General features: G+C 61.8%; 20 protein-coding genes. 1 reads left to right on the top strand and 19 read right to left on the bottom strand.

Annotation, left to right across the window (positions count from 1 at the left end):
- Positions 1–236: 236 nt before the first annotated feature.
- The 16 genes from BM046_RS08700 to BM046_RS08780 form a co-directional block, all read right to left on the bottom strand.
- Positions 237–431: a hypothetical protein gene (locus BM046_RS08700; RefSeq protein ID WP_090538716.1), complete on the bottom strand. Its 195-nt coding sequence runs from the start codon at positions 429–431 to the stop codon at positions 237–239.
- Positions 421–1,932: a P-type conjugative transfer protein TrbL gene (gene trbL / locus BM046_RS08705; RefSeq protein WP_090538717.1), complete on the bottom strand. Its 1,512-nt coding sequence runs from the start codon at positions 1,930–1,932 to the stop codon at positions 421–423. The genes BM046_RS08700 and trbL overlap by 11 nt, the downstream gene beginning before the upstream one ends.
- Complete coding sequence (locus BM046_RS08710) at positions 1,929–2,135, bottom strand: hypothetical protein (protein ID WP_090538718.1); 207 nt, start codon at positions 2,133–2,135, stop codon at positions 1,929–1,931. Before BM046_RS08710 ends, trbL begins: the two co-directional genes overlap by 4 nt.
- 10 nt (positions 2,136–2,145) lie before the next feature.
- A complete protein-coding gene (trbJ, locus tag BM046_RS08715) occupies positions 2,146–2,898 on the bottom strand; it encodes a P-type conjugative transfer protein TrbJ (protein WP_090538719.1) in 753 nt (250 codons plus the stop codon).
- Positions 2,895–3,116 (bottom strand): TraK family protein, encoded by a 222-nt coding sequence (locus BM046_RS08720; RefSeq protein ID WP_090538720.1) that lies wholly within the window; start codon positions 3,114–3,116, stop codon positions 2,895–2,897. Before BM046_RS08720 ends, trbJ begins: the two co-directional genes overlap by 4 nt.
- Before the next feature lie 527 nt (positions 3,117–3,643).
- Positions 3,644–3,841 (bottom strand): addiction module antidote protein, encoded by a 198-nt coding sequence (locus tag BM046_RS08725; protein WP_090538721.1) that lies wholly within the window; start codon positions 3,839–3,841, stop codon positions 3,644–3,646.
- A gap of 144 nt (positions 3,842–3,985) precedes the next feature.
- A complete protein-coding gene (locus BM046_RS08730) occupies positions 3,986–4,336 on the bottom strand; it encodes a very short patch repair endonuclease (protein WP_235818611.1) in 351 nt (116 codons plus the stop codon).
- A gap of 15 nt (positions 4,337–4,351) precedes the next feature.
- Positions 4,352–5,215 (bottom strand): NgoMIV family type II restriction endonuclease, encoded by an 864-nt coding sequence (locus BM046_RS08735; RefSeq protein ID WP_090538723.1) that lies wholly within the window; start codon positions 5,213–5,215, stop codon positions 4,352–4,354.
- The gene (locus BM046_RS08740) at positions 5,215–6,171 is read right to left on the bottom strand and encodes a DNA cytosine methyltransferase (RefSeq protein ID WP_090538724.1); all 957 of its coding nucleotides are present in this window, start codon (positions 6,169–6,171) and stop codon (positions 5,215–5,217) included. The genes BM046_RS08735 and BM046_RS08740 overlap by 1 nt, the downstream gene beginning before the upstream one ends.
- A 736-nt stretch (positions 6,172–6,907) precedes the next feature.
- Positions 6,908–8,089 carry an MFS transporter gene (locus tag BM046_RS08750; protein WP_090538725.1) on the bottom strand — a complete coding sequence of 394 codons (1,182 nt, stop codon included), beginning with the start codon at positions 8,087–8,089 and terminating at the stop codon, positions 6,908–6,910.
- 132 nt (positions 8,090–8,221) lie between these two features.
- Positions 8,222–8,620 (bottom strand): 4-carboxymuconolactone decarboxylase, encoded by a 399-nt coding sequence (gene pcaC / locus BM046_RS08755; protein WP_090538726.1) that lies wholly within the window; start codon positions 8,618–8,620, stop codon positions 8,222–8,224.
- Positions 8,613–9,989, bottom strand: a complete 1,377-nt coding sequence (locus tag BM046_RS08760; RefSeq protein WP_090538727.1) for a 3-carboxy-cis,cis-muconate cycloisomerase — start codon at positions 9,987–9,989, stop codon at positions 8,613–8,615. Before BM046_RS08760 ends, pcaC begins: the two co-directional genes overlap by 8 nt.
- 16 nt (positions 9,990–10,005) lie before the next feature.
- Positions 10,006–10,608 carry a protocatechuate 3,4-dioxygenase subunit alpha gene (gene pcaG / locus BM046_RS08765; RefSeq protein WP_090538728.1) on the bottom strand — a complete coding sequence of 201 codons (603 nt, stop codon included), beginning with the start codon at positions 10,606–10,608 and terminating at the stop codon, positions 10,006–10,008.
- A 12-nt stretch (positions 10,609–10,620) separates the two neighbouring features.
- A complete protein-coding gene (pcaH, locus tag BM046_RS08770; protein ID WP_090538729.1) occupies positions 10,621–11,340 on the bottom strand; it encodes a protocatechuate 3,4-dioxygenase subunit beta in 720 nt (239 codons plus the stop codon).
- An 87-nt stretch (positions 11,341–11,427) separates the two neighbouring features.
- Positions 11,428–12,351, bottom strand: coding sequence for a pca operon transcription factor PcaQ (pcaQ, locus tag BM046_RS08775; RefSeq protein WP_090538730.1), 924 nt, complete (start codon positions 12,349–12,351; stop codon positions 11,428–11,430).
- A complete protein-coding gene (locus BM046_RS08780; protein ID WP_090538731.1) occupies positions 12,338–13,228 on the bottom strand; it encodes a helix-turn-helix domain-containing protein in 891 nt (296 codons plus the stop codon). The genes pcaQ and BM046_RS08780 overlap by 14 nt, the downstream gene beginning before the upstream one ends.
- Positions 13,229–13,341: 113 nt before the next feature.
- On the opposite strand from BM046_RS08780, the gene pobA reads away from it, so the two are divergent.
- The gene (pobA, locus tag BM046_RS08785; RefSeq protein ID WP_090538732.1) at positions 13,342–14,526 is read left to right on the top strand and encodes a 4-hydroxybenzoate 3-monooxygenase; all 1,185 of its coding nucleotides are present in this window, start codon (positions 13,342–13,344) and stop codon (positions 14,524–14,526) included.
- Positions 14,527–14,571: 45 nt separating this feature from the next.
- On the opposite strand, the gene BM046_RS08790 is transcribed toward pobA, so the two are convergent.
- From BM046_RS08790 to BM046_RS08800, 3 genes are read right to left on the bottom strand one after another with little or no spacing between them, the layout of a single operon-like run.
- Positions 14,572–17,814 (bottom strand): efflux RND transporter permease subunit, encoded by a 3,243-nt coding sequence (locus tag BM046_RS08790; protein WP_090538733.1) that lies wholly within the window; start codon positions 17,812–17,814, stop codon positions 14,572–14,574.
- Positions 17,811–19,022, bottom strand: a complete 1,212-nt coding sequence (locus BM046_RS08795; RefSeq protein WP_090538734.1) for an efflux RND transporter periplasmic adaptor subunit — start codon at positions 19,020–19,022, stop codon at positions 17,811–17,813. Before BM046_RS08795 ends, BM046_RS08790 begins: the two co-directional genes overlap by 4 nt.
- On the bottom strand, positions 19,019–20,503 hold the full coding sequence (locus BM046_RS08800) for an efflux transporter outer membrane subunit (RefSeq protein ID WP_090538735.1): 1,485 nt from the start codon (positions 20,501–20,503) through the stop codon (positions 19,019–19,021). The genes BM046_RS08795 and BM046_RS08800 overlap by 4 nt, the downstream gene beginning before the upstream one ends.
- Positions 20,504–20,530: the final 27 nt, after the last annotated feature.

Below are 20,530 nucleotides of genomic sequence, written 5' to 3' on the forward strand. Positions count from 1 at the left end.
CCCTTACCATAAGAATAATCAGAATATTATTCTTCTTATTATTATGGATGGGCTGACCATGCTGATTTCGACGCCAAGGCAAGCACTCCTTCCCCTTTTTGGCGTTAAAACGCCGGGCAGCGCCCGGCACAGTCAGTACTGGTGATGAGTTTTTTCAGCGAGGGGGGGCGATTATGCGTAGGGGGGTCCGATTATGCGTACCGCCCCTACGCGACAGGTAACCTTAATGGCAACGGTCAGGCATCAAGATTGCCGTTACGATCTTGGGGTTCTGGCCGCCACGAGACGGCTTTCATGATGAAGGGATAGCATACCGGCAGCATCAGCCAGGCAATCCATGACCCGGTGATGGCGAAGCCGACCAGCAAAAGCACTATTCCCAACCAGGCTAGCAGATACCAAACAGGGGCTTGCGGGCGTTCATTGATCATCGTTCAGTCTCCGTGCAGGTGACATGTAGGGCTGCTGTGAGCCGTCATGCTCGCTACTTGCCGGTTCAAAGGGAGGGCGATTATGCGTGGCTGGGGGGGTCTGATTATGCGTACTGCCGCCGTCAGAAGGCGATGCGCCTCGGATAGTGCCGCTCATGGCACCGGTCTGGCCGCTGTTCTGCTGGCCACCAGTATGTGCTGGCTCGCCGCCTTCCGACATGCCGAGCCGTTCAGCCCGAAGTTTCTGCGCCATCGAACCACCGAAGGAACCATGACTGGCGTTGTAGTCACCCATGATCTTGCCCCCCAGGGTTTCACCTGCCGCCTTCGTCAGGTTCTTCATGGTCTGACCGGCATGGGCCATGCGCCCAGCCCCCGATGTAGCACTGACCGCCGATGAACCACCACCAGGCATGGGAAGCGGCCCTGTTCCAGCGCTTGGTGAGGTACCACCGGCTGACGAACCACCTGCTTGAGCGCCCAGGAATGAACTGCCGCCCGACGACCCACCACCGGGAGCTACCGCCGAGGCGAGCGCACCACCGACACCGAGCTGCTCACCAGCCAGCTTTGAAGCCTCACGCACGGCCATAGCGCCGCCCGCTGCGCCTACAGCAGCCCCCACCGCGACAGACCCGGCAGCCCTTGCCATACCGCCTACAGTCGGCGTTGCACTGCCAAGAGAAGCCCCGTTGATGATTCCCTGAACCGCGTCCGGAATCATCTTCACCAGAATGGCCATCATCAACAGCACACCAATGATGGCGAGAATGGCTCGGAACGACTCGTGATCCTGATTCACTGCCCACTGGTGGATAAACTGCTCACCAGCGCCGATGACCAGGAACATGACATAGAGCTTGGCACCGATGCTGATGGTGTAGGTGATGTACTTTTTGGCGTAATCCACAGTCCACTGCGAACCGCCAAAGCCCAGCAGAACAATGCCTGCTGCCGTGACCACATACATTTCAGCGAGCACGAAGAAGGCATAAGCGGCAATCAGCGTGTATAGGATCACAACGGGTAACGCCAGGATGGTGTAGGCAATCCGGCTCAAACCACTGCCTGCCGAAATAACATCGCCCCCAAGGGTAAAGCCGCGCTCCAGGATCTCCGGCACACTCAGGCTCAAGCTGGTACTGGTAGCCTGACCGCCAATCCATATCCAGCCCTTGATCATGGTTTCCGCCAACTGCTGACCACCCTGGATCAGAAATAGGAAGAACCCGGTGAAGATAACCAATCTGACGAACTCAGCTACGAATTCGCCTAGATCGGCATTTCGCAGCACCATCTGGCTTGCTGACCATGTATAGGAAATCACCGCAAGCGATAGCAGCAGCCAGGTCGCTACTTGCTGCAACGGGGCGTACCACAAGGCTACAGAGTCTCGGAAGCCCTCTTGAAGGTCGCGGACTATATCGCCATCAGCAGCGGCGACAGGCCCGCTGAGCAGCGCCAGGCCAGCGTAGAGCAATGGATATAGCCAAGGTCTCATTGCCCATCCTCCCCGGCTCCTGAGCCGAACAGATCATCACTGGTGATAGGGCGCTGCGAAGCTGGCTGGTTTTCACGCGGAGCAGTAGCACGCTCCCAGGCGGCATCTTCTTCCGCCTTATCGGTCTGCCACAAGGCCGCTGCGGTTGCGATAGTCGCCATCAGCCCAGCAATCGCAATCAGAATTTTGGTATTGGTATTCATTGCTCACTCCTCAAAACAGGTCATTCGCCTGGATCGGCTGCTGGCTATCAGGGTTGTTATCACGCGGGGCAACTGCGCGATGCCAGGCAGAATCGTCCTCTGCCTGCCGGTCCACCTGACCACCTACATGGCTGGCCTGTAGCTGAATTTGAGCCATTTGGAGCTGCCGGAGCTTCTGGAGCTGTTCCACCTGCATGGCAGCGATAGAGCCCCCCGCCTGGAGCAGTTGCTTAGTACCTGCTGCACTTTCCATTTGCGCTTCAATGGTGCGAAGCGCGGAGTCTTCCCGGTCAAACTGCTGGGCCTGGAGACCAGCCGCCCGGAGTGCCCCGCGCACGCTGTCATGGTTAGATTGAGACCAATCCCGGTAACGCTCTGCCAATGCATCATGGTTGCCCTGCTGGCGTTGCGCGTAGTATTCAAAGTCGCGGTATTCTCGCTGATAGTCTTCGTCGATCTGCCCAGAGCTATAAGCCACAGCCCGACCGGTGGCCACGATGCTGGCCAGCGCCTGGAGATCCGCCAACGCTTGTTGCTTGATGTGGTTGGGCAGGTTACGGAAGTTCTCATACATAATTTCATACTGCCGAATTTGGTAGGCCAGGTTTTCCGCTTCCTTGATGGCTATATCCAGCAACTCGGCATTGTTCAGAAGCTGTGTTATTTCCGTAGCTCCTCCAGTTAATCCACCCCCGCCAGAATAAACGGGTAGTGAGACTGAAAGGGCTGCTGCTAACATGGCCGCGCCGATCATCTTCTTCATTGCTTTGTCTCCCTGATAAATCTCCTGACATAAAGCGCAAATTGGTTGTATTTAACTTTTACTTCCCCTCGGTCATGCATGACTCGCCACACATCTACTGCCGTGTAGCCCTGATCCAACGCGGCTTTTATTTGATCAATATTTCTCAAGAAAGCCACCTTTCCGTTAGCTGGTGGCTTTTTTAGTTTGGCGTTACGAAGTTCTTCAAGAAGTTCCATAGGCAATCTCCTTTGATCACACTATGAAATGATACTTGTGCGGCGCATTCAGAACACTTACGACATATCGTAAGTTGTTTTGTAGGTGGTGGCGTTGGCCGTCTTGTCGCACTTTAAGCGCACTGTAACCGCATCTAACCGCATAATAGCCGCACTGAGGATGTGATTATTCAGAAAAGAGATTTCATATTGCGTACTTATCAATAAATATTCTATTGAATTGTAAAACTCAGACTATCTATGCCTTCGATGCGGCACAAAGCGGCACCGTGCGGTGGCTCAAGAGGGCAGGATAGGTATTTGCTATACCGCCGCAAGCGTCGGCATAGCAAATACCACCAACTTACTCGCCCTGGCGGGCTCGACGCATCCTGCTCTGCGAGGCGAAAACTACCGTTTTATGATAAGACCAATGAAACCAGAAATAAGCCGACGATGGTCTTTCGATGCTCCAACGAACAAGGGCGGCCTGTGGCCGCCCTTGTCATGGAACTACATCATTGGAAGTGGCAATACTGGTCAGAGCACTATTCGTTCAGTCCATGCATAACCCTGGCACGGGCTATATCGCCCAGCGCCGCCTCGATCAGGGCCGGGTCGCCATCTTCCATTACCGCCTCCAGGTAAGCGGCTATGTCTTCCTCGGTTTTGAGGTAGTCCGCCGTGTCGTAACGGCTGAAAGTTGCATTCTGTCTTGTACCTGCCCTAGCATCAGCCCCTTTCATTCCCATGTCATGCCCTTCTTCTCATCTGAGTGCATCTTACGCTAGACGGAAATAAATTTAGAGTTCCAATTACTCAAAAAGGGCGCTGCTGTGATTTGAAGTCATTGCTCCAAAAAGGAGAAATATCTTGCTCTTTAGTCTCTCTTAGTCTTGGATTTCGCATTCCCAAACGACAACAGCCGACCACCCAAGGCGTCGCAGCTCCTCAAGGTGGGCAGCATCCCGCTGCCGGTTTCTTTCAATTTTAGGCAACCAGTAATTCTGGTTTGTTTTAGGTTTGCGTATCCCTTCTTTGCAATCATGTCCATGCCAAAAGCAGCCATGAACAAAGATAGCCTTTCGGCGGCCGATATATGCAATATCAGGCTTTCCTGGCAACTCTTTTCTGTGAATACGGTAACCAGGAAATCCAAGCTCCCGCAGCAGCTTACGAATATATAACCCGGGGCGTGTATCCTTACTACGGATACGCCGCATATTTTCGCTACGGCTCATCCCCATGGCATACCTTCACACTGCCAGATCAAGCGGCAGGTCTGAAATGTCCTTGAGGCGCTTGCCATCGACCATCACGGCCAGCATGTCGGCCGCGTCATTCATCCCCAGGACCTGCACCGTCTCTTGCAACTCATACAAGGCGAAGTGATACACGCAATCAATGTCCCCAGTACCCAATGCAATAGACGCTAGCCGACTCGGTGTAGGCTCGGCTGTGACTACCACAACATGCGGCAAGCGTCCCTTGCGGTTGCGTACTAAGTTCAGGGCCTCCGACCTGGCGTTTTGCGCCCGGTCGCTGCGGATTGTCCATTTGCAGGAAATACTTGCGTGCAATAGCGGCAACCCACCATTTTGCTTTCGCAGGCTAGCAAGCGTAGTAACGCTGTCATCAACCAGTAACGCTGGCGCATTGATGACCCCATCGTCTTCAGTGTCGCGCACCACCACAATATCCGGCGTGATGGTGTAGTCGCTCCCTAAAGCTGCGGCCAGCTCAGCATCGTTCTTGGCTGCGCGATCCAAGGCAACCAAGTGCGCGTACTGCTCATACTTGGCGATTTCCAGCCGGTTTCGCCCAGCAACCTGATGAACATCCCAGGTACCGGGGCGCAAATGCCCCAGTTTAAGGAAAGTTTCCCGCACAAAGCTGGCACAAATACTTTCAAATTGATTGCCCGAGGTCTGGCCCGCGATCCGTTCCCCGATGGTTTCGGCTTTGAGCAGGTCAGCAATACCTTTGGCAATCGCTTTGCTTGTCGTGTTACTGCTGTCAGCGTTGCTGACGACACCTGCACTATTTATGGTCAAGGTCGATTCCAGCAATGTTGCATGGAATGCCTTGCGGGCTTCTGCAAAGCCGGATGCTGTAGTCATCATGCCACCTTGAAAACACGTTTAGCCGAAAGAGCGGCATAGATTTGGCGGGCAACAGCGGCAGCTACAGGAGGGGGGAAGGCATTACCTATCTGGCGATAAACCGCCGTCTTGCGGCCGAAGAATTGCCAATCATCAGGGAAACCTTGGATCCGGGCCGTCATGCGTGTCGTCAGACGCGGCATGCCCACAAAATCACGCGGCGGTGCCTCATCCCACAATCCCATTCCATCAACGCCCAAGGTAGCCCAAGCGCGTTTTGCGCGAGTCGGGCCGAGGTCTGGCCCACCGTGCTTTTTAGAACCTCCTACCAGGGTCGGGGCAATGGTGTTGGCGTGCTCGCGCCAGCGGTCAGCCCCACGCCAGCCATTGGCTTTCATGAGATCGTGCAGCAATTCACCCACGGTTGGCGGCTCAGCTTTGAGCGGGTCTGGCCAGGAGAACCCGGTGGCCAAATCTTTGCGAATGCCAACGAACACTACACGCGGGCGCAGTTGGGGCACGCCAAAGTCAGATGCATTCAGCAATCTCCATCCCGGGACATACCCTAGTTTCTTAAGCTGCCTTTCAACCTTATTGCGGTAATCATCAAAGACCGCATCGAGCAGACCGCGCACATTCTCAAGCATCACAGCCTTCGGGCGGCATTCATCTACCAGCCGGATAGCTTCGGGGAACAAATCACGCTCATCATCAGCCCCGAGCTGCTTGCCAGCTTTGGAAAACGGGGGGCAAGGCACCCCGCCAGCCAGCAGGTCAATGCCTGAATAGAGGAGCCCGCTAAACTCTCGCAAGTCACCCTCTACGACATTCCAAGAAGGGCGGTTAAGGCGCAAAGTTTCGCATGCCGGCGGTTCTAATTCTACCAGCGCAGCATGGTCAAAGCCTGCCATTTCCAAGCCAAGCGCCTGTCCTCCAGCCCCCGCACAAATCTCCAATGAAGTAAACTGGCTCATCCTAACCTTACCTTCTCTTATACTGAATGGTGCTGGCATTATCAGACTCACCAGCAAACAGGTCCGCCTGCAAGCCCCCTTGATGGCGCTCTACGAATGACTGCATAAACTCCCGCAGGACTTCGGATGCCCTTCGATTCTCGGCTGCACAGGCCCCTTGGAACGCCTCTCGGAGCTCCCTCTCAACACGGATACGTAGACCAGCGTTTTTGTTGCTCATAGCCGGAGAGTCTAGCATGATGGATACACGTATGTGTATCCATCATGCAAACACAGGGGCTATCACTGTACCGTCTAGGCTTATCGGCGGTACAGTAGCGGTACACCCATCCGTTTTGACGGGTTTCGGGAAATTACGCTAAGTTACTGTCACGCAATTACTTTTGACTTATTTAGCTTACGCTCACCTTCCCTTGATTTTCCTGGCTTTGCGGTGTTGCGCGCAAACTCATAATCGATTGGTCGCAGGTTCAAGTCCTGCTGGGCCCACCATTCCCTTCGGTCATGTCGGACCTCATTGGACTATTCCAGCCCGAAATCACAGATTTCGGTCGTTCCAGCGGCACAAAGCTGCGCTTTACGAAACCCCGCTTGCACCCTGCTGGGCCCACCATTCCCTTCGGCCATGTCGGACCTCATTGGACTATTCCAGGGGCCAAAGCTGCGCTTCGCGAAACCCGGCTGGCATTCTGCTGGACTCACCATCTCCGTTGATCAACGGACCTCATTTCCAAACTCAGCGCACGGCCCCGGCCGCCCCTTCGATGGTCTGCTGCGCAGCGGGCTGTTTCAGTTTCCAGGTCATCAGCAGCACCAGCAGCATGCCGCAGAGCAGACAGACCCAGGCCCATTCGAGGGAGGCGGTGGAGTCGCGGATGAGGCCTGCCAGCAGGGGCATGAGGGCGGCTATGGTATAGCCGCCACCCTGGACGAAGGCCAGCAGTGCGCCGGCCTCGGAGGGCGTGCGGGCGTGGTCGAGGGTGACTATCAGCTGCAGCGGGAAGAGCGCGCCTATACCCAGCCCGACCAGCAGTACCGCGGGCAGCATCAGCTCGATGGGCGAGATGATCAGGCAGCCGAGGCCGGCGAGGATGATGCAGAGCACCAGACTCAGCAGTGGCCGGCGATCGGGGAAGCGGTGTACCAGGGAGGACACCAGCAGCCCGGCGACCACTTCCATCGCCGATACGGCGCCCAGCAGCAGACCGCCCCGCGACGCGCTCAGACCCAGATCCATGTAGTACACAGGCAGCCAGGCCAGCACCAGGGTGTAGGCGCAGGTGCCGATACCGAAGTAGGCCATCAGTGCCCAGGCCCGGGATCGACGCCAGGGCAGCACCGGGCTCTCGCTGTGGCGCTGCTGACTGCCGGCGTGGCGCAGCCAGGCAACCAGCGCCAGCAAGGCGGGCAGCATGGCCGAGCCCAGCACCAGGCGCCATCCCGCAGCCTCGGCGGCAGGCGCGGCGCCGGCGGCAGCGACCACGGCTCCGCCCATGATACCTGTGGTGAACAGCCCCATGAGCGAACCGGCCCGCGCCGGGTGGTGACGCTTGAGCCAGGCAGGCATCAAGGCCTGCACCATGGCGATACCCGTACCCGCCACCGCCGCCGACAGAATCAATGTCGCTGCCGTGTCGATGACGAAGCGCACCGTTCCCGCCAGCACTATCAGCAGCATGCCCAGGGCTATGCCGCGGACCTCCCCTATCCGCCGCTGCAACCAGGGACCGCCCAGGGCGCAGATGCCCATCAGCAGTACCGGCAGGGTGGTGAGCAGGCTGGCCTGAGTGCTGCTCAAGCCCAGATCCTGCTGCAGCACATCGAGAAGCGGCCCTATCGCAGCCATGATCGGGCGCAGATTGAGACCAATGAGCAATGCAAGCACCGCGACGAGCGCGTACCTGGGAGTAGAGGACATCGATTGTTCCGGGAATGGAAAGAGTTGAAGCAGGCGCCCATTCTAGCACAGGGGCGACTCTGCCCCATTCGAACGGGGCGTGAACAGCAGAGCGGCCGATGGCCGGCCGCTCGAAGGCATTACAGGTTGAGTTCAGTCCTGCTCCAGGGACTCCACGCCGATCTGATCCCAGACTTCCATGGCCAGATGGAAGGCGCCGTTGGCGGCGGGAATGCCACAGTAGATGGCGCTGTGGATCAGCACCTCCTTGATCTCGTCACGCGTCACGCCATTGTTGCGCGCCGCCTTGAGGTGCATCTGCAGCTCGTCCCTGTGGTTCATGGCGATCAGCATGGAGATGGTGATCAGGCTGCGGGTGTGACGGGACAGGCCCGGGCGGGTCCAGGTGTCACCCCAGGCGTGGCGGGTGATGAGCTCCTGGAACTCCTCGTTGAAGGGCGTGCGGCTGGCCAGCGAGCGGTCCACATGGGCGTCGCCCAGTACCGCGCGGCGTACCTTCAGGCCTTCTTCATAACGCTGTTTCTCATCCATTGTGCATGTCTCGTTGTAGCTGTTCATGTTCGCGGCAGGCCTGCTCGACCCAGCGGGCGGCCTGACCAGTGTAGTTGGCCGGATCCAGCAGCCGGTCGATCAGATCACCGCTCAGATGCTCCGTGACCCTGGGCTCGGCATGCAGCACCTCGCCCAGATGACGGTCCTGCTCCACGGCTCTGCGGCAGCACTGTTCCAGCAGGTGGTGGGCGTCCTGCCGCCCCAGATGCCGGGCAAGCTCGACGCTGACCGGCTCCGCCAGGATAAGACCCCGGGTCTGCTCCAGGTTGCGCAGCATGCGCGCGGTGTCCACCTCCAGCCCGGCCGCCAGTTGGCTGGCCTGGTCTATGGCACCGGATACCAGACAGCACAGCTCCGGCAGGCTGTCCCACTCGGCATGCCACAGACCCAGGCTGCGCTCGTGCTCCTGGGGCATGGCCGACAACAGGGTGGCAACCAGCCCGGGAGCCCGGGTGCCGGCATGGATCAATACGGCCGCGCCGACCGGGTTGCGCTTGTGCGGCATGGTCGAGGAGCCACCCTTGCCCGGCGCGGCCGGCTCGAATACCTCACCGGCCTCGGTCTGCATGAGCAGGCTGAAATCCCGACCCAGCTTGCCCAGGGTACCGGCCAGACTGCCGAGCCAGCCGGCCAGTTCGGCCAGACGGTCGCGCTGGGTGTGCCAGGGCTGTTCGGGCAGGCTGAGTTGCAGCTCAGCGGCCAGCGCCTCGGCCACCGGCCAGGCCTGTTCGCCGAGCGCCGCCAGGGTGCCCGAGGCGCCACCGAACTGGAGGCTGAGCAGACGATGGCGCATCTCCTGCAGACGCAGGCGATGGCGGCTGACCGAGCCCAGCACGCTGGCCAGTTTCATCCCCAGGGTGACCGGGGTGGCGTGCTGCAGCCAGGTACGGCCGGGCATCACGGTCGCCGCATGCCGACGGGCCTGGGCGCTCAGCTGCTCGCCCAGCTCCGCCAGTTGCTGCTCCAGCAAGTCGACTGCCCGGCGCAACTGCAGCACCAGACCGGTGTCCATGGCATCCTGACTGGTCGCACCCAGATGCAGATAGCGCTCGGCCTCCGGCGACTCGGCGGCAATCTGCCGACCGAGCATCTTCACCAGTGGAATGGCGGTGTTGCCGGCCAGCACTATGGCCTGGGCCAGCGCATCCAGATCCATCTCCTGTGCCTGGCAATGGCGACCGATGACCTCGGCCGCCTCGGCGGGCACCAGCCCCACCCTGGCCTGGGCACGTGCCAGCGCCGCCTCGAACTCGAGCATGCCGGCTACCCGGCCGCGGTCACAGAAGAGTTCCCGCATCCGGCCGTAGCCGAAGTAGGGTTCGAGCAGACGGTTGGCTGTGTCGTTCAAGGCGTTACCCCTCGGGTCAGAAGTCGAAGAACACGGTTTCCCAGTCGCCCTGCACCCGTATATCGAAGCGGTAGGTGTTCGGCGACTCGGTGCAGCGGCTGGCCACCAGGGTCAGGCGACGCTCCGGCTGCTCGATCAATCCCAGAACGGGGTCGGCGGCGTTGGCCTCGGCCTCGTCCTCGAAATAGATGCGGGTCTGCAACTGAATATTGATGCCCCGGGCGAAGAGCGCAACATTTATATGGGGCGCCATGGGTACGCCGGCGGCATTCTTCACCACACCCGGCTTGACCGTGTGCAGTTCCCACTCGCCGGTATCGAAGATGGTGGCGGCCCGACCGAAGGAGTTGAAGCTGTTGTCGATGCGGTACTCGCTCTGGTAGTTGCCTTCGCTGTCCGCCTGCCAGAACTCCAGGAAGGCGTCACGCATCAGGTGGCCGTTGCCGTCGAAGACGCGGCCGACCACACGAATATGCTCGCCGGCGGCCTCGGGTGCAGCCAGGCGGTTGAGGATTTCCACCTCCCGCTCGGGGTTGCCGGCGGCAGCCAGGGCCAGGCCGATGTGGACGTAGGGGCCTGCGGTCTGGGAAGGGGTTTCAGGCAGCAATTGCTTGGTCATCGCAGGATCTCCTCACTGGTTCTCGAAATGGGTCTGACGCTGACCGCGCAGCACGATGTCGAAACGGTAGGCCAGCGCATCCATCGGGTTGGCCATGCCCATGTCCAGATGGGCGATCAGCGACTGGGCCGCATCCTCGTTCAGGGTGCGGATGATCGGGCACATGGGCACCAGCGGATCGCCCTCGAAGTACAGCTGGGTGATCAGACGGGTGGCAATGGCCGGACCACTGACGGAAAAGTGGATGTGCGACGGACGCCAGTCATTGGGACCATTGCGCCAGGGATAGGGGCCCGGCTTGATGGTGCGGAACATGTAACGCCCATCACGATCGGTCAGGGTACGGCCGACACCACCGAAGTTGGGGTCCAGGGGAGCCAGGTAGCGGTCATTCTTGTGACGGTACCGGCCGCCGGCGTTGGCCTGCCAGATCTCGACCAGGGTATTGGGCACGGGCTTACCGTACTGATCAAGCACACGACCGTGAACAATGATGCGCTCACCGACCGGCAGCGCACCGGTGTTGAAGTTCAGCAGCAGGTCGTTGTCATTCTTGCCGAAGCCCAGGTGACTGAAATCCGGGCCTGTGGTTTCCGAGACCGACTGCGGAATGCTCACCAGCGCCTGGCGCGGGGAGCGGGTGATGGAGGTCTTGTAGTCGGGGAAGTATGCCTTGGGATGACGACCGTTACGGTCACGTATAACAAAACGGCTTTCTTGATCTGAGTGCATGGTCATTCTCCTGTTGCCTGCCGGCATTCTGTCCGGCGGGGCAGGGAGAAGCCAATGAAATCACGTCGCCCTCACATAACCGTATGGTTATGACATGTTGTGGGTCGCCAGCGTTCTCAGCTCCTCCAGACACCACTGCAACGCCACACTCTGGTGCATCATGGGATTGGTGCATACGCCGATGGAACCGCCGGCCAGGTTGGCGGGAATGGCCAGCGCCCGCAGCAACCCGCCGGCCAGATCCTCGCGCACCGCATCATGGGGTGCGATCCACACTGCCTGAGCGGTCAGCGCATAGCGCCGGGCCAGTGTATTGGACAGGGTTTCCAGGCAACGGATCGGCAGTCGCGCACCGGTCTGCAGCAGCAGGCTGTCGGCGTGCTGGCGGATGGTGGTGCCGGGCAGCGGCAGTACCATGGGAAAGTCCGCCAGCCGCCCCGGCAGCAGATCACTGGAGCAATTCTGCAGCGGATGTCCGGGTGCGACTACGAACCTGAGCTCATCACCATAGAGGTGTTCGAACTGCAATCCGGCCAAGTGGGGACTGTCGCTCAGGCGCCCCACCACCAGGTCTACCTCGCCGCTGCGCAGCAGCCCCAGCAGGTAGACAGCGGGGCCGTTCTGCACGCTGATGCGCAAGCCCTGGTGATGCAGGTGCAGACGACTGATGATCTCCGGCATCAGCCAGGTCTCCACCGAGGACAGCACCCCCAGACGCAGCTCCCCGGCCTTGAACTCGTCGCTGCGCAGATTCTCGATGCCCCGGCGCAGCGCCTGCAGACTTGGGCCGGCCACGTGCAGGAAAGCCGTACCGGCCTCGGTCAGCACCACCCCCTGGCGGTTGCGCTCGAACAGCCGGTTGCACAGCAGCTCCTCGAGTTCGCGCAGGGTCTTGGACACCGCCGGCTGGCTGATCGCCAGGGCATCAGCCGCGCGCTGGACGCTGCCCTGACGGGCAACCTCCAGGAAGCAGTGCAGGTGCCTGAGCTTGATGCGGTTATCGGGATTCATTGATGCCCTGCCTGCCGCCATGCAGGCGGAACTCCCGGGGAGGCACCCCGGTATAACGCTTGAAGAAGCGCGAGAAGTACGCCGGCTCGGTAAAGCCCAGACTGTCGGACACCTCGCTCACCGTCATGCTGGTGTAGACCAGACAGCGCTTGGCCTCCAGCACCAGTCGCTGATGCACCACCTGCAGAGCGGACTGATGGCACAGCCGTCGGCACAGGGAATTGAGGTGCGGGGTGCTGATCTTCAGCTGGCTGGCATAACGCTCGATGGGCCAGTGTTCACGGAAATGCTGCTCGAGCAGTTCTAGAAAACGGGCGACGTACTCCTCGCCCCGGTCCAGGCTGCTGCGGATGCCGCTGGTCTCCCGCTCGCGCCGGTGCAACCAGATCAGCAATACCTTGACCAGCGAGGCCAGCATGGCATCGCGCCCCTCCTCCCGACCCTGATAGTCCAGCCACAGTCGTTCGAACAGACTGGTCATGAACAGATGGTCGTCGTGCTCCAGCAGATGGCAATGGGGCGAGGTCAGCAGCCGGGTACCCATGGTCTGCGCCGAGTCCTCCACCAGGGGCAGCGCCAGGCTGAGGATGAAGCCATTCACATCCTCGGCAAAGCGGAAGCCATGTACGCAGAGCGGGGGCACCACCTGCAGCGCCGGCTGGCGGAAACTCAGCTCCCGGCCCTCGATGTCCAGCGTGGCGTGGCCATGCTGTACATAGAGCACCTGGACCAGGTCGGCATGCTGATGCGGGTGGATATGCCAGTCATGCAGCACGCTGCGTTCGGCGATGGACTCCATATGCAACAGGTCGGGTGCCGACCAGTTGACCGTCTCGCCATACAGCTTGAAGACCGGCACCTCCTTTATTGCATTCATGTGAAATCCTCGAAAAGTACAAGTACTGAATCTGATACTGCCTTCTCGGCGGCCCACATTCAACGAAATATATAAAACAATCAGATTCAGATAATGATAACTAGAGGTGAGCCATGAAAACACAAGTCGCCATCATCGGAGCCGGCCCCAGCGGATTGCTGCTGGGTCAACTGCTGCACAAGGCCGGTATCGACAACATCATCATTGAACGCCAGTCCCCGGACTATGTTCTGGGACGTATCCGTGCCGGCATTCTCGAGCAGGGCATGGTCGATCTGCTGCGTGAAGCCGGCGCCAGCGAGCGTATGGACCGTGAAGGCATCGTCCACGACGGCATCGAAATCGCCTTTGAAGGCCGCAGCGAGCGCCTGGACCTGAAGGAGCTGACCGGAGGCAAGACCGTCATGGTGTACGGTCAGACCGAGATCACCCGCGACCTGATGGAAGCCCGCGCCGCCAGCGGTCAGACCACCCTGTACCAGGTACCGGATGTGGCCATTCATGACGCCAAGAGCGACAAACCCTACCTGACCTTCACCCATGAAGGCCAGCAGGTTCGCCTGGACTGCGACTACATCGCCGGCTGCGACGGTTTCCACGGTGTGGCCCGCCGCTCCATTCCGGAAGACTCGATCAAGACCTTCGAGCGGGTCTACCCCTTCGGCTGGCTGGGTCTGCTGTCCGACACTCCGCCGGTCAGCGATGAACTGATCTATCTGAACCATGAACGTGGTTTCGTCCTGTGCAGCATGCGCTCGGCGACCCGTTCGCGCTACTACCTGCAGGTCAACCTGGCCGAGAAGGTCGAGGACTGGAGTGATGAGCGCTTCTGGGAAGAGCTCAAGCGCCGCCTGCCTGACGAGGTGGCAGCAAAGCTGGTTACCGGCCCGTCGCTGGAGAAGAGCATCGCCCCGCTGCGCAGCTTCGTGGTCGAGCCCATGCAGTATGGCCGGCTGTTCCTGGTCGGCGACGCCGCCCACATCGTTCCGCCCACCGGTGCCAAGGGTCTGAACCTGGCTGCCAGCGACGTGAACAGCCTGTACCGCATTCTGGTGAAGGTGTATCAGGAAGGCCGTACCGACCTGCTGGAGCGCTACTCCGAGTTCTGTCTGGAGCGCATCTGGAAGGCCGAGCGCTTCTCCTGGTGGATGACCTCCATGCTGCACCAGTTCCCGGACATGGACGACTTCAGCCAGCGCATCCAGAGCAGCGAGCTGGACTACTTCGTCGGTTCGGTGGCGGGTCAGACCACCATCGCCGAGAACTACGTCGGTCTGCCCTACCCCGACATCAGGTAATCCCGCTGATCTGTGGCGGCCCCGGCGGGGCCGCCATTGCCTGCCTCAGTCCAGCACCTTCGGCTGACCTGCGTCCCGTGGCGTCAGCAGCAGATACAGCGCCGGCACCACGAAGAGTGCCAGCACCGACACCGAAATCAGTCCGAAAATGATGACCAGCGTCAGCGGCCGGTAGAAGGCGCTGCTGACGGCCAGCGGCACCAGCCCGATGATGGTGGTCACAGCGGTGGTCAGCAACGGGCGCAGACGTCGGGCCGAGCCGGCGGCGGCGGCCTCGGCAATCCCCATCCCCTCCCTGATGAAGCTGTTCATGGTGTCGACCATGATGATGCCGTTGTTGATGGCGATGCCGATCAGCGACACCAGGCCAATCATGGCAAAGAAGCTGAAGGTGATATCAAAGGCCCAGAACCCCAGGGCTGTGCCTATGATCGCCAGCGGCATGGTGGCGAAGATGATGAAGGCCTGGCGGAAACTGTTGAACAGGATCACCAGCACCCCCACCACCAGCACTATGGCGATGACCAGCGCGATCAGGGCCGAACCGAAGGTCTCGCTGGTATCGGCCGCCTCACCCCCGATCACGGTACGGTAACCCGCCGGCCAGTCCGCCTGAATCTCGTCCAGCCGCGGCTGCAGCTCGGCCATGATCTCGCCGACGGTGCGGCCCTCGTTCTTGCCCATGACAGTGATGGCGCGCTCGCCGTTGACGTGGGAAATGGCGATGGCCGCCTCGGACTGGCTCGGTTTGAGCAGCTGACGCATGTCAATGGAGCGGCCGTCCTGGGTGAAGACCCGCACCCGGGACAGCTCCTCGATATTGCGCGGGCCGCCCGCCTCACCGGGACGGCTGGGCCATTCGGTACCCAGACGGATATCTATGTCATCGTCCTCATCACCGGTGACGAACAACCCTATCTCGTCCGAGCTGAATGCAATGCGCAGCTGGGAGGCCAGATCCCCATGGTCTATGCCGAAGAAGTCCGCCGCCTCCCGGTCGGGCTGCAGCGCCAGCTGGGGCTTGAGCATGCCGATATTGTCCCGGACATCCACCACCCCATCCAGCTCGGCCAGCAGGGTCTGAACCTGACGGGACAGCCGCTGCAGCTCATCCATGTCCGCGCCGATCAGCTGGATCTCGATGGGGTCGCCGGTGGTCGGGCTGCTGGATTCGGCCACCACCAGCAGCTGCGCCGCCGCCACCCGCTGTTCCAGATAATCGGAAAGCTCCTGGCGCAGGGCGTCGGCCAGCTCGTAGGATGTCGCGTCACGCTCGTCCAGCGGCCGGAAAATGGCGGAGAAGCCGATATAGTTCTCGGCCTCGCTGGGTTGCAGGTTGGCCGCCATGGAGCCGCTGGCGAAGGGACTCTTGAGCCCGACCAGCTTGACCACGCTCTCGAAGTACGGCTTGCCGCGCAGCATCTCGCCCACCTCGTCGGCAATGACCTGGGAGCCGGCCAGCTGGGTGGTCGGCGGCAGCTCTATGTTGATCCCCAGCCGCTCACCGTCCGTGGGCGGGAAGAGTTCGACGCGGGCCTGACTGAAGGCCAGCATCGACAGGAAGAATACCCCCAGCGCCGCCAGCACCCAGAGCCAGGCCCGACGCCGGCTGGCGACGACCCAGCGCGCATTCCAGCTTTCGAGCGTGCTCACCGCCCGGGCGGTAACCCGGTCCGACAGGCCCTGGCGCTCGGCCTGCGTCGCCGGCCGCTGTTTCCCGAGCAGCGCCCGGGACAGCGGCAGGGTACAGAGCATGGCGACGATGAAAGCCAGTACCAGACAGACCACGGTGGTGGTCGGCAGCACCCGGATGAACTCGCCGACAGTGCCACTGATGGACATCAGCGGGGCCAGCGCCAGTATGGTGGTGATCTGTGCGGCGAAGGCCGGCAGACCATAGCGGCTGACGGTGGCGAGCACGCCCTGGCCGAAGGTCTTGCCGCCGTTGTAGATCTCGTCGTGCAGGCCCTCCAGCAGAATGATGAACACATCGACAATCATCACCAGCGCGATCACCATGCCGATGATCACCAGCTCGTTGAGCGAATACCCCATCAGCCAGATGACCAGCAGCACCCCGGCGAAGGTGACGGGCACCGACAGGCCGGCAATGATCGCCTCGCGCCAGGCGATGGTCAGCAGCAGGATGGCAAAGACCACCACCATGGTCTGCAGCGCACTGACGAAGACATCGGACAGCGAGTCCCATATCTGCTCGGCCTCATCCTGGGTGACGGTGTAGTCCAGCCCGGACGGCCAGCTGCCCTGGTTGCGCATGTCCTCCAGAGCCTCACGCAGGGTGGCCACCAGGTTGACCGTATCGGCACCCGGGGTCTTGCGCACCGACATCTCCAGGGACTGGGCGTAGGTCCCGCCCTCTCCGCTGAAGAAGGCCCGGCTGGTTTCGGTTTCCTGCATGCGCCGGACGGTGGCGACCTCATCAAGACGTATCGGGCGCCCTGCGCCCACACCGCTGAGGCGGGCCACCGGCAGGGCACGCAGATCATCCACGTCGCGGAACCGGCCCTCCAGGCGAACCACGGCACCGATGTCGTCACTGTGAATCTCGCCGAAGGGTTGCTCCACGTTGGCCTGTTGCACGGCATTGCGCACGGCGGAGGGGGACAGCCCGAGCGCCAGCATCCGCTCGGGACGCAGGAGTATCTGCACTATCTCCTCGCGTTCACCGCCGATGTTGACTTCGTTGACCCCGGGCAGCCGTTCCAGCGTATCGCGGATACGTCTGGCCTGCTGGTTCATGGTGGCCGAGCCGATATCCCCGTGCAGGGTGAAGGTAAGAATCGGCAGCTGGTCCACGGAGGCCTGTTCGATCGCCGGGCGGTCCACCTCGTCCGGCAGCTCCGCCTCGGCATCCGCCACGGCGGCACGCAGCCGGGTCATGGCGTCCACCGGGTCGATGGAGGCGTCGAACTCCACCGAAATCACCGAGAAGGAGTCGTAGGAGGCGCTGTCCACCCGGCGTACGCCCTCCAGGGTGGTCACCTCGTCCTCGATGATATCGGTGACCTGCTCCTCGATGGTGCGCGGGTCGGCGCCCGGCCAGGCGGTGGTGATGGTGGCCTGGGGAATGTCCAGATCGGGCAACGACTCCTTGACCAGCTGCAGGTAGGCCATCCAGCCCCCCAGAGCCAGGGTCACCAGCAGCAGAATGCCAAACACCGGCTGCAGGAAGAAGAAGCGTGCGAGCGGGTGCGCGCTGCGCACCTCCTCGGTCTCCACTGGCACCTCTGCGCCATCCCCGGCCCGGTGCTGATCAGGCTCGGTCATGGCTGCGCTCCGTCCGTATCCAGAACCCGAACCGGCTGGCCGTCGTTGAGCGCGGCGCGTCCATCGGTTACCACCAGCTCGCCCTGCTCCAGCCCCTCGGTCACCGCCCGGTAGGCGCCGGCCTGCTGGCCGAGCTCGACCCGACGCTCGCTGACCCGCCCGGTGTCCTCGTTCAGAACCAGCACGAAGGACTGGTCGTTGCGGTAGCGCAGCGCTTCCAGCGGCACACTCAGCACCTCGTGCTCCGGCGGACGGGCAATCCACACCGCGACGAACTCGCCGTCCTGCAGTCGAGGATTGTCACCTTCGGTATGAACTATCACTTCGAAGGTGCGGGTTTCCGGGTCCAGCGAGGGGCTCACCGCATGCACCTTGCCCAGCACCTGCTGTTCGCGCTGCAACGGGTCCATGCCCTGCCCGTCCCGGGGGGGCGTATCGCCGATCACCGCCCGGGCTCCGACAGCAATCTGCCGGTAGACATAGGACGGCAGGTCCACCCGCACTTCGAAACGATCAGGATCTATTACCAGCGCAGGGACGGTACGCAGGGCATTCTGCTCGGTATTGGTCTGCACCACGCTGGGGTTGAAATAGCGCCCCTGCTCCACGTTCAGTCGCGCCAGTACGCCATCGATGGGCGATACCAGTCTGGACTCGTCGACGGTCAGCTGCGACTGGGCCAGCTGGGCCTTGCTGTTGTCGCGAATGGCCTTGGCCTGCTCCACCTGCACCACTGCCTGATCCAGCTCCTGCCGCGAGGCCGAGCGCTGCTCGATCAGCGTCTCGTAACGCCGCCGGGTCACCTCGGCCAGCGCCAGGTTGGCCTCGGCCTCGGCGAGGGCTGCACGGGCCGCCTGCAGCTCCGCCTGCACCCTGTCCGGGGCCTGGTGGGCGATCAGCTGCCCCTTCTTCACCGGGCTGCCCACACGCAGCTCCGGATCCACGTAGGACACGGTTCCCTGCTGGGTGAAAGTGAGAAATTCGCGCTGTCTGGATCGGGCGGTACCCTGACTGTAGACCCAGGACTGCAGGGTGCGCGGCTCCACCGCCGTCACCCGGACACTGACCGGTCGTGCCTGGCCGACGCTGTCCTGACCGGTCTGCTCGGCGGCCTGCTCCGGTTCGCTGCCGCCCCCGCACCCGGCAACGAGCAGGACTCCGGTCAGCAGCAGATACAGGCGAGGGCGGGTGGCGTTGAATGTCTTCATGGGCGATCGGCGGTCCTGACTGGGGTGTCCTGGGGGGCAGGTTCGGCGGCCTCGATGCGGGGTTCGAAGCCACCGCCGAGGGCCAGATGCAGGGAGATGCGATTTTCAATCCGGGCATGCCGGGCACTGATGTAGGCGCTGCGCCCGTCAAGGGCGCGTTGCTGACTCTCGAGCACATTGAGAAAGGGGTCTATGCCCTGCTGGTAACGGTTGTAGGACACCCGTACCGCCTCCTCGGCAGCCGTCGCGGAGGCATCGAGGCTGTCCTCGCGCCGGGCCAGAAGATCGTCCACGGCGAGCAGGCTCTCCACTTCGGCCAGGGCATTGAGCGCGGTTTCCACATAGCTGTGCAGCGCCTCGCTCTGCTGCCCCTCGGCAATGTCCACCTGGGCCACCAGCCTGCCGCCCTGGAAGATCGGTTGCATCAGCTGACCGGCGATGGACCAGACCAGATTGCTGCTGTCGAACAGGCCGGACAGCTGGTCGCTGCTGTACCCCGCCGAGCCGGTCAGGGCCAGACTGGGCAGGAAGGAACGCTCCGCCGCACCCAACTGGTACCCCGCCGCCCGCAGGGCCAGCTCGGCGGCACGCACATCCGGGCGGCGCTCCAGCAGCTCGGCGGGCACGCCGGCGGCCGGGCGCGCGGGCACCTCGGGCAGCACCTCGGCGGTAGTCAGCGCGCCGCTGGGGTAATAGCCGAGCAATACATCCAGCTGCCGGCGGATGCGCGCCAGTGCCTCACGGCGCTGCTCCAGTCCGGCCCGGGCCGAGCCGAGATTGGCCTCCGCCAACATCGCATCAGCCGGCGAGGCGATACCCACATCGACCCGGTTGCTGATCTGCCTGGCCATTTCGGCCAGGGTATCGACGGTGCGCGCCGACAACTCCTCCTGGGCCCGGGCGTGCACCACGTCGTAGTACAGCTGCACCACCTGGGCGGCGACCGACTGGCGCGCCCCACGCAGCTGCTCGGCACTGGCCAGGAACTCGGCCTGGGCTGCGGAGCTGGCGGCGGCCAGGCGGCCCCACAAATCCAGCTCCCAGCTGACGTCCAGGGAAGCATTGTGGTTGTTGCTGATGAAGCTCAGCTCGTCATCGACAAACTCGCCCAGGGGCCCGGCCATGCTGCCCATGTTCTGTCGCTGTCTGGCACTGGTGAATCCGATACCGGCCTGGGGAAGCCGCTCCCCCCGGTTCAGCCTGACCCGCGCCTCGGCCACACTGGCCCTCGCCAGCGCCTGGGCTACACCGGGATTGCGTACCAGAGCGGAATCGACGAAAGATTCCAGCAGCGGATCCTCGAACTCGGTCCACCAGCGTTCGGTGGGCTGAAAAGGCTCGACGAGGGAAGAGTCGAAACGATCAGGCAGGTCAAAGGGCAGCTGCGGCTCCGCTGGGGGTGCCACGCTGCAGGCCCCGAGCAGGGTCAACGTAAGCAGAAGCAACGCGCCGGGCCACCCCGGGAAGAAGCTGAAATTCATTCACCGTCCCTATCCTGACTGAAGAGC

The sequence above is a fragment of the Halopseudomonas formosensis genome (assembly GCF_900115905.1).
Classification (GTDB): Bacteria; Pseudomonadota; Gammaproteobacteria; order Pseudomonadales; family Pseudomonadaceae; genus Halopseudomonas; species Halopseudomonas formosensis.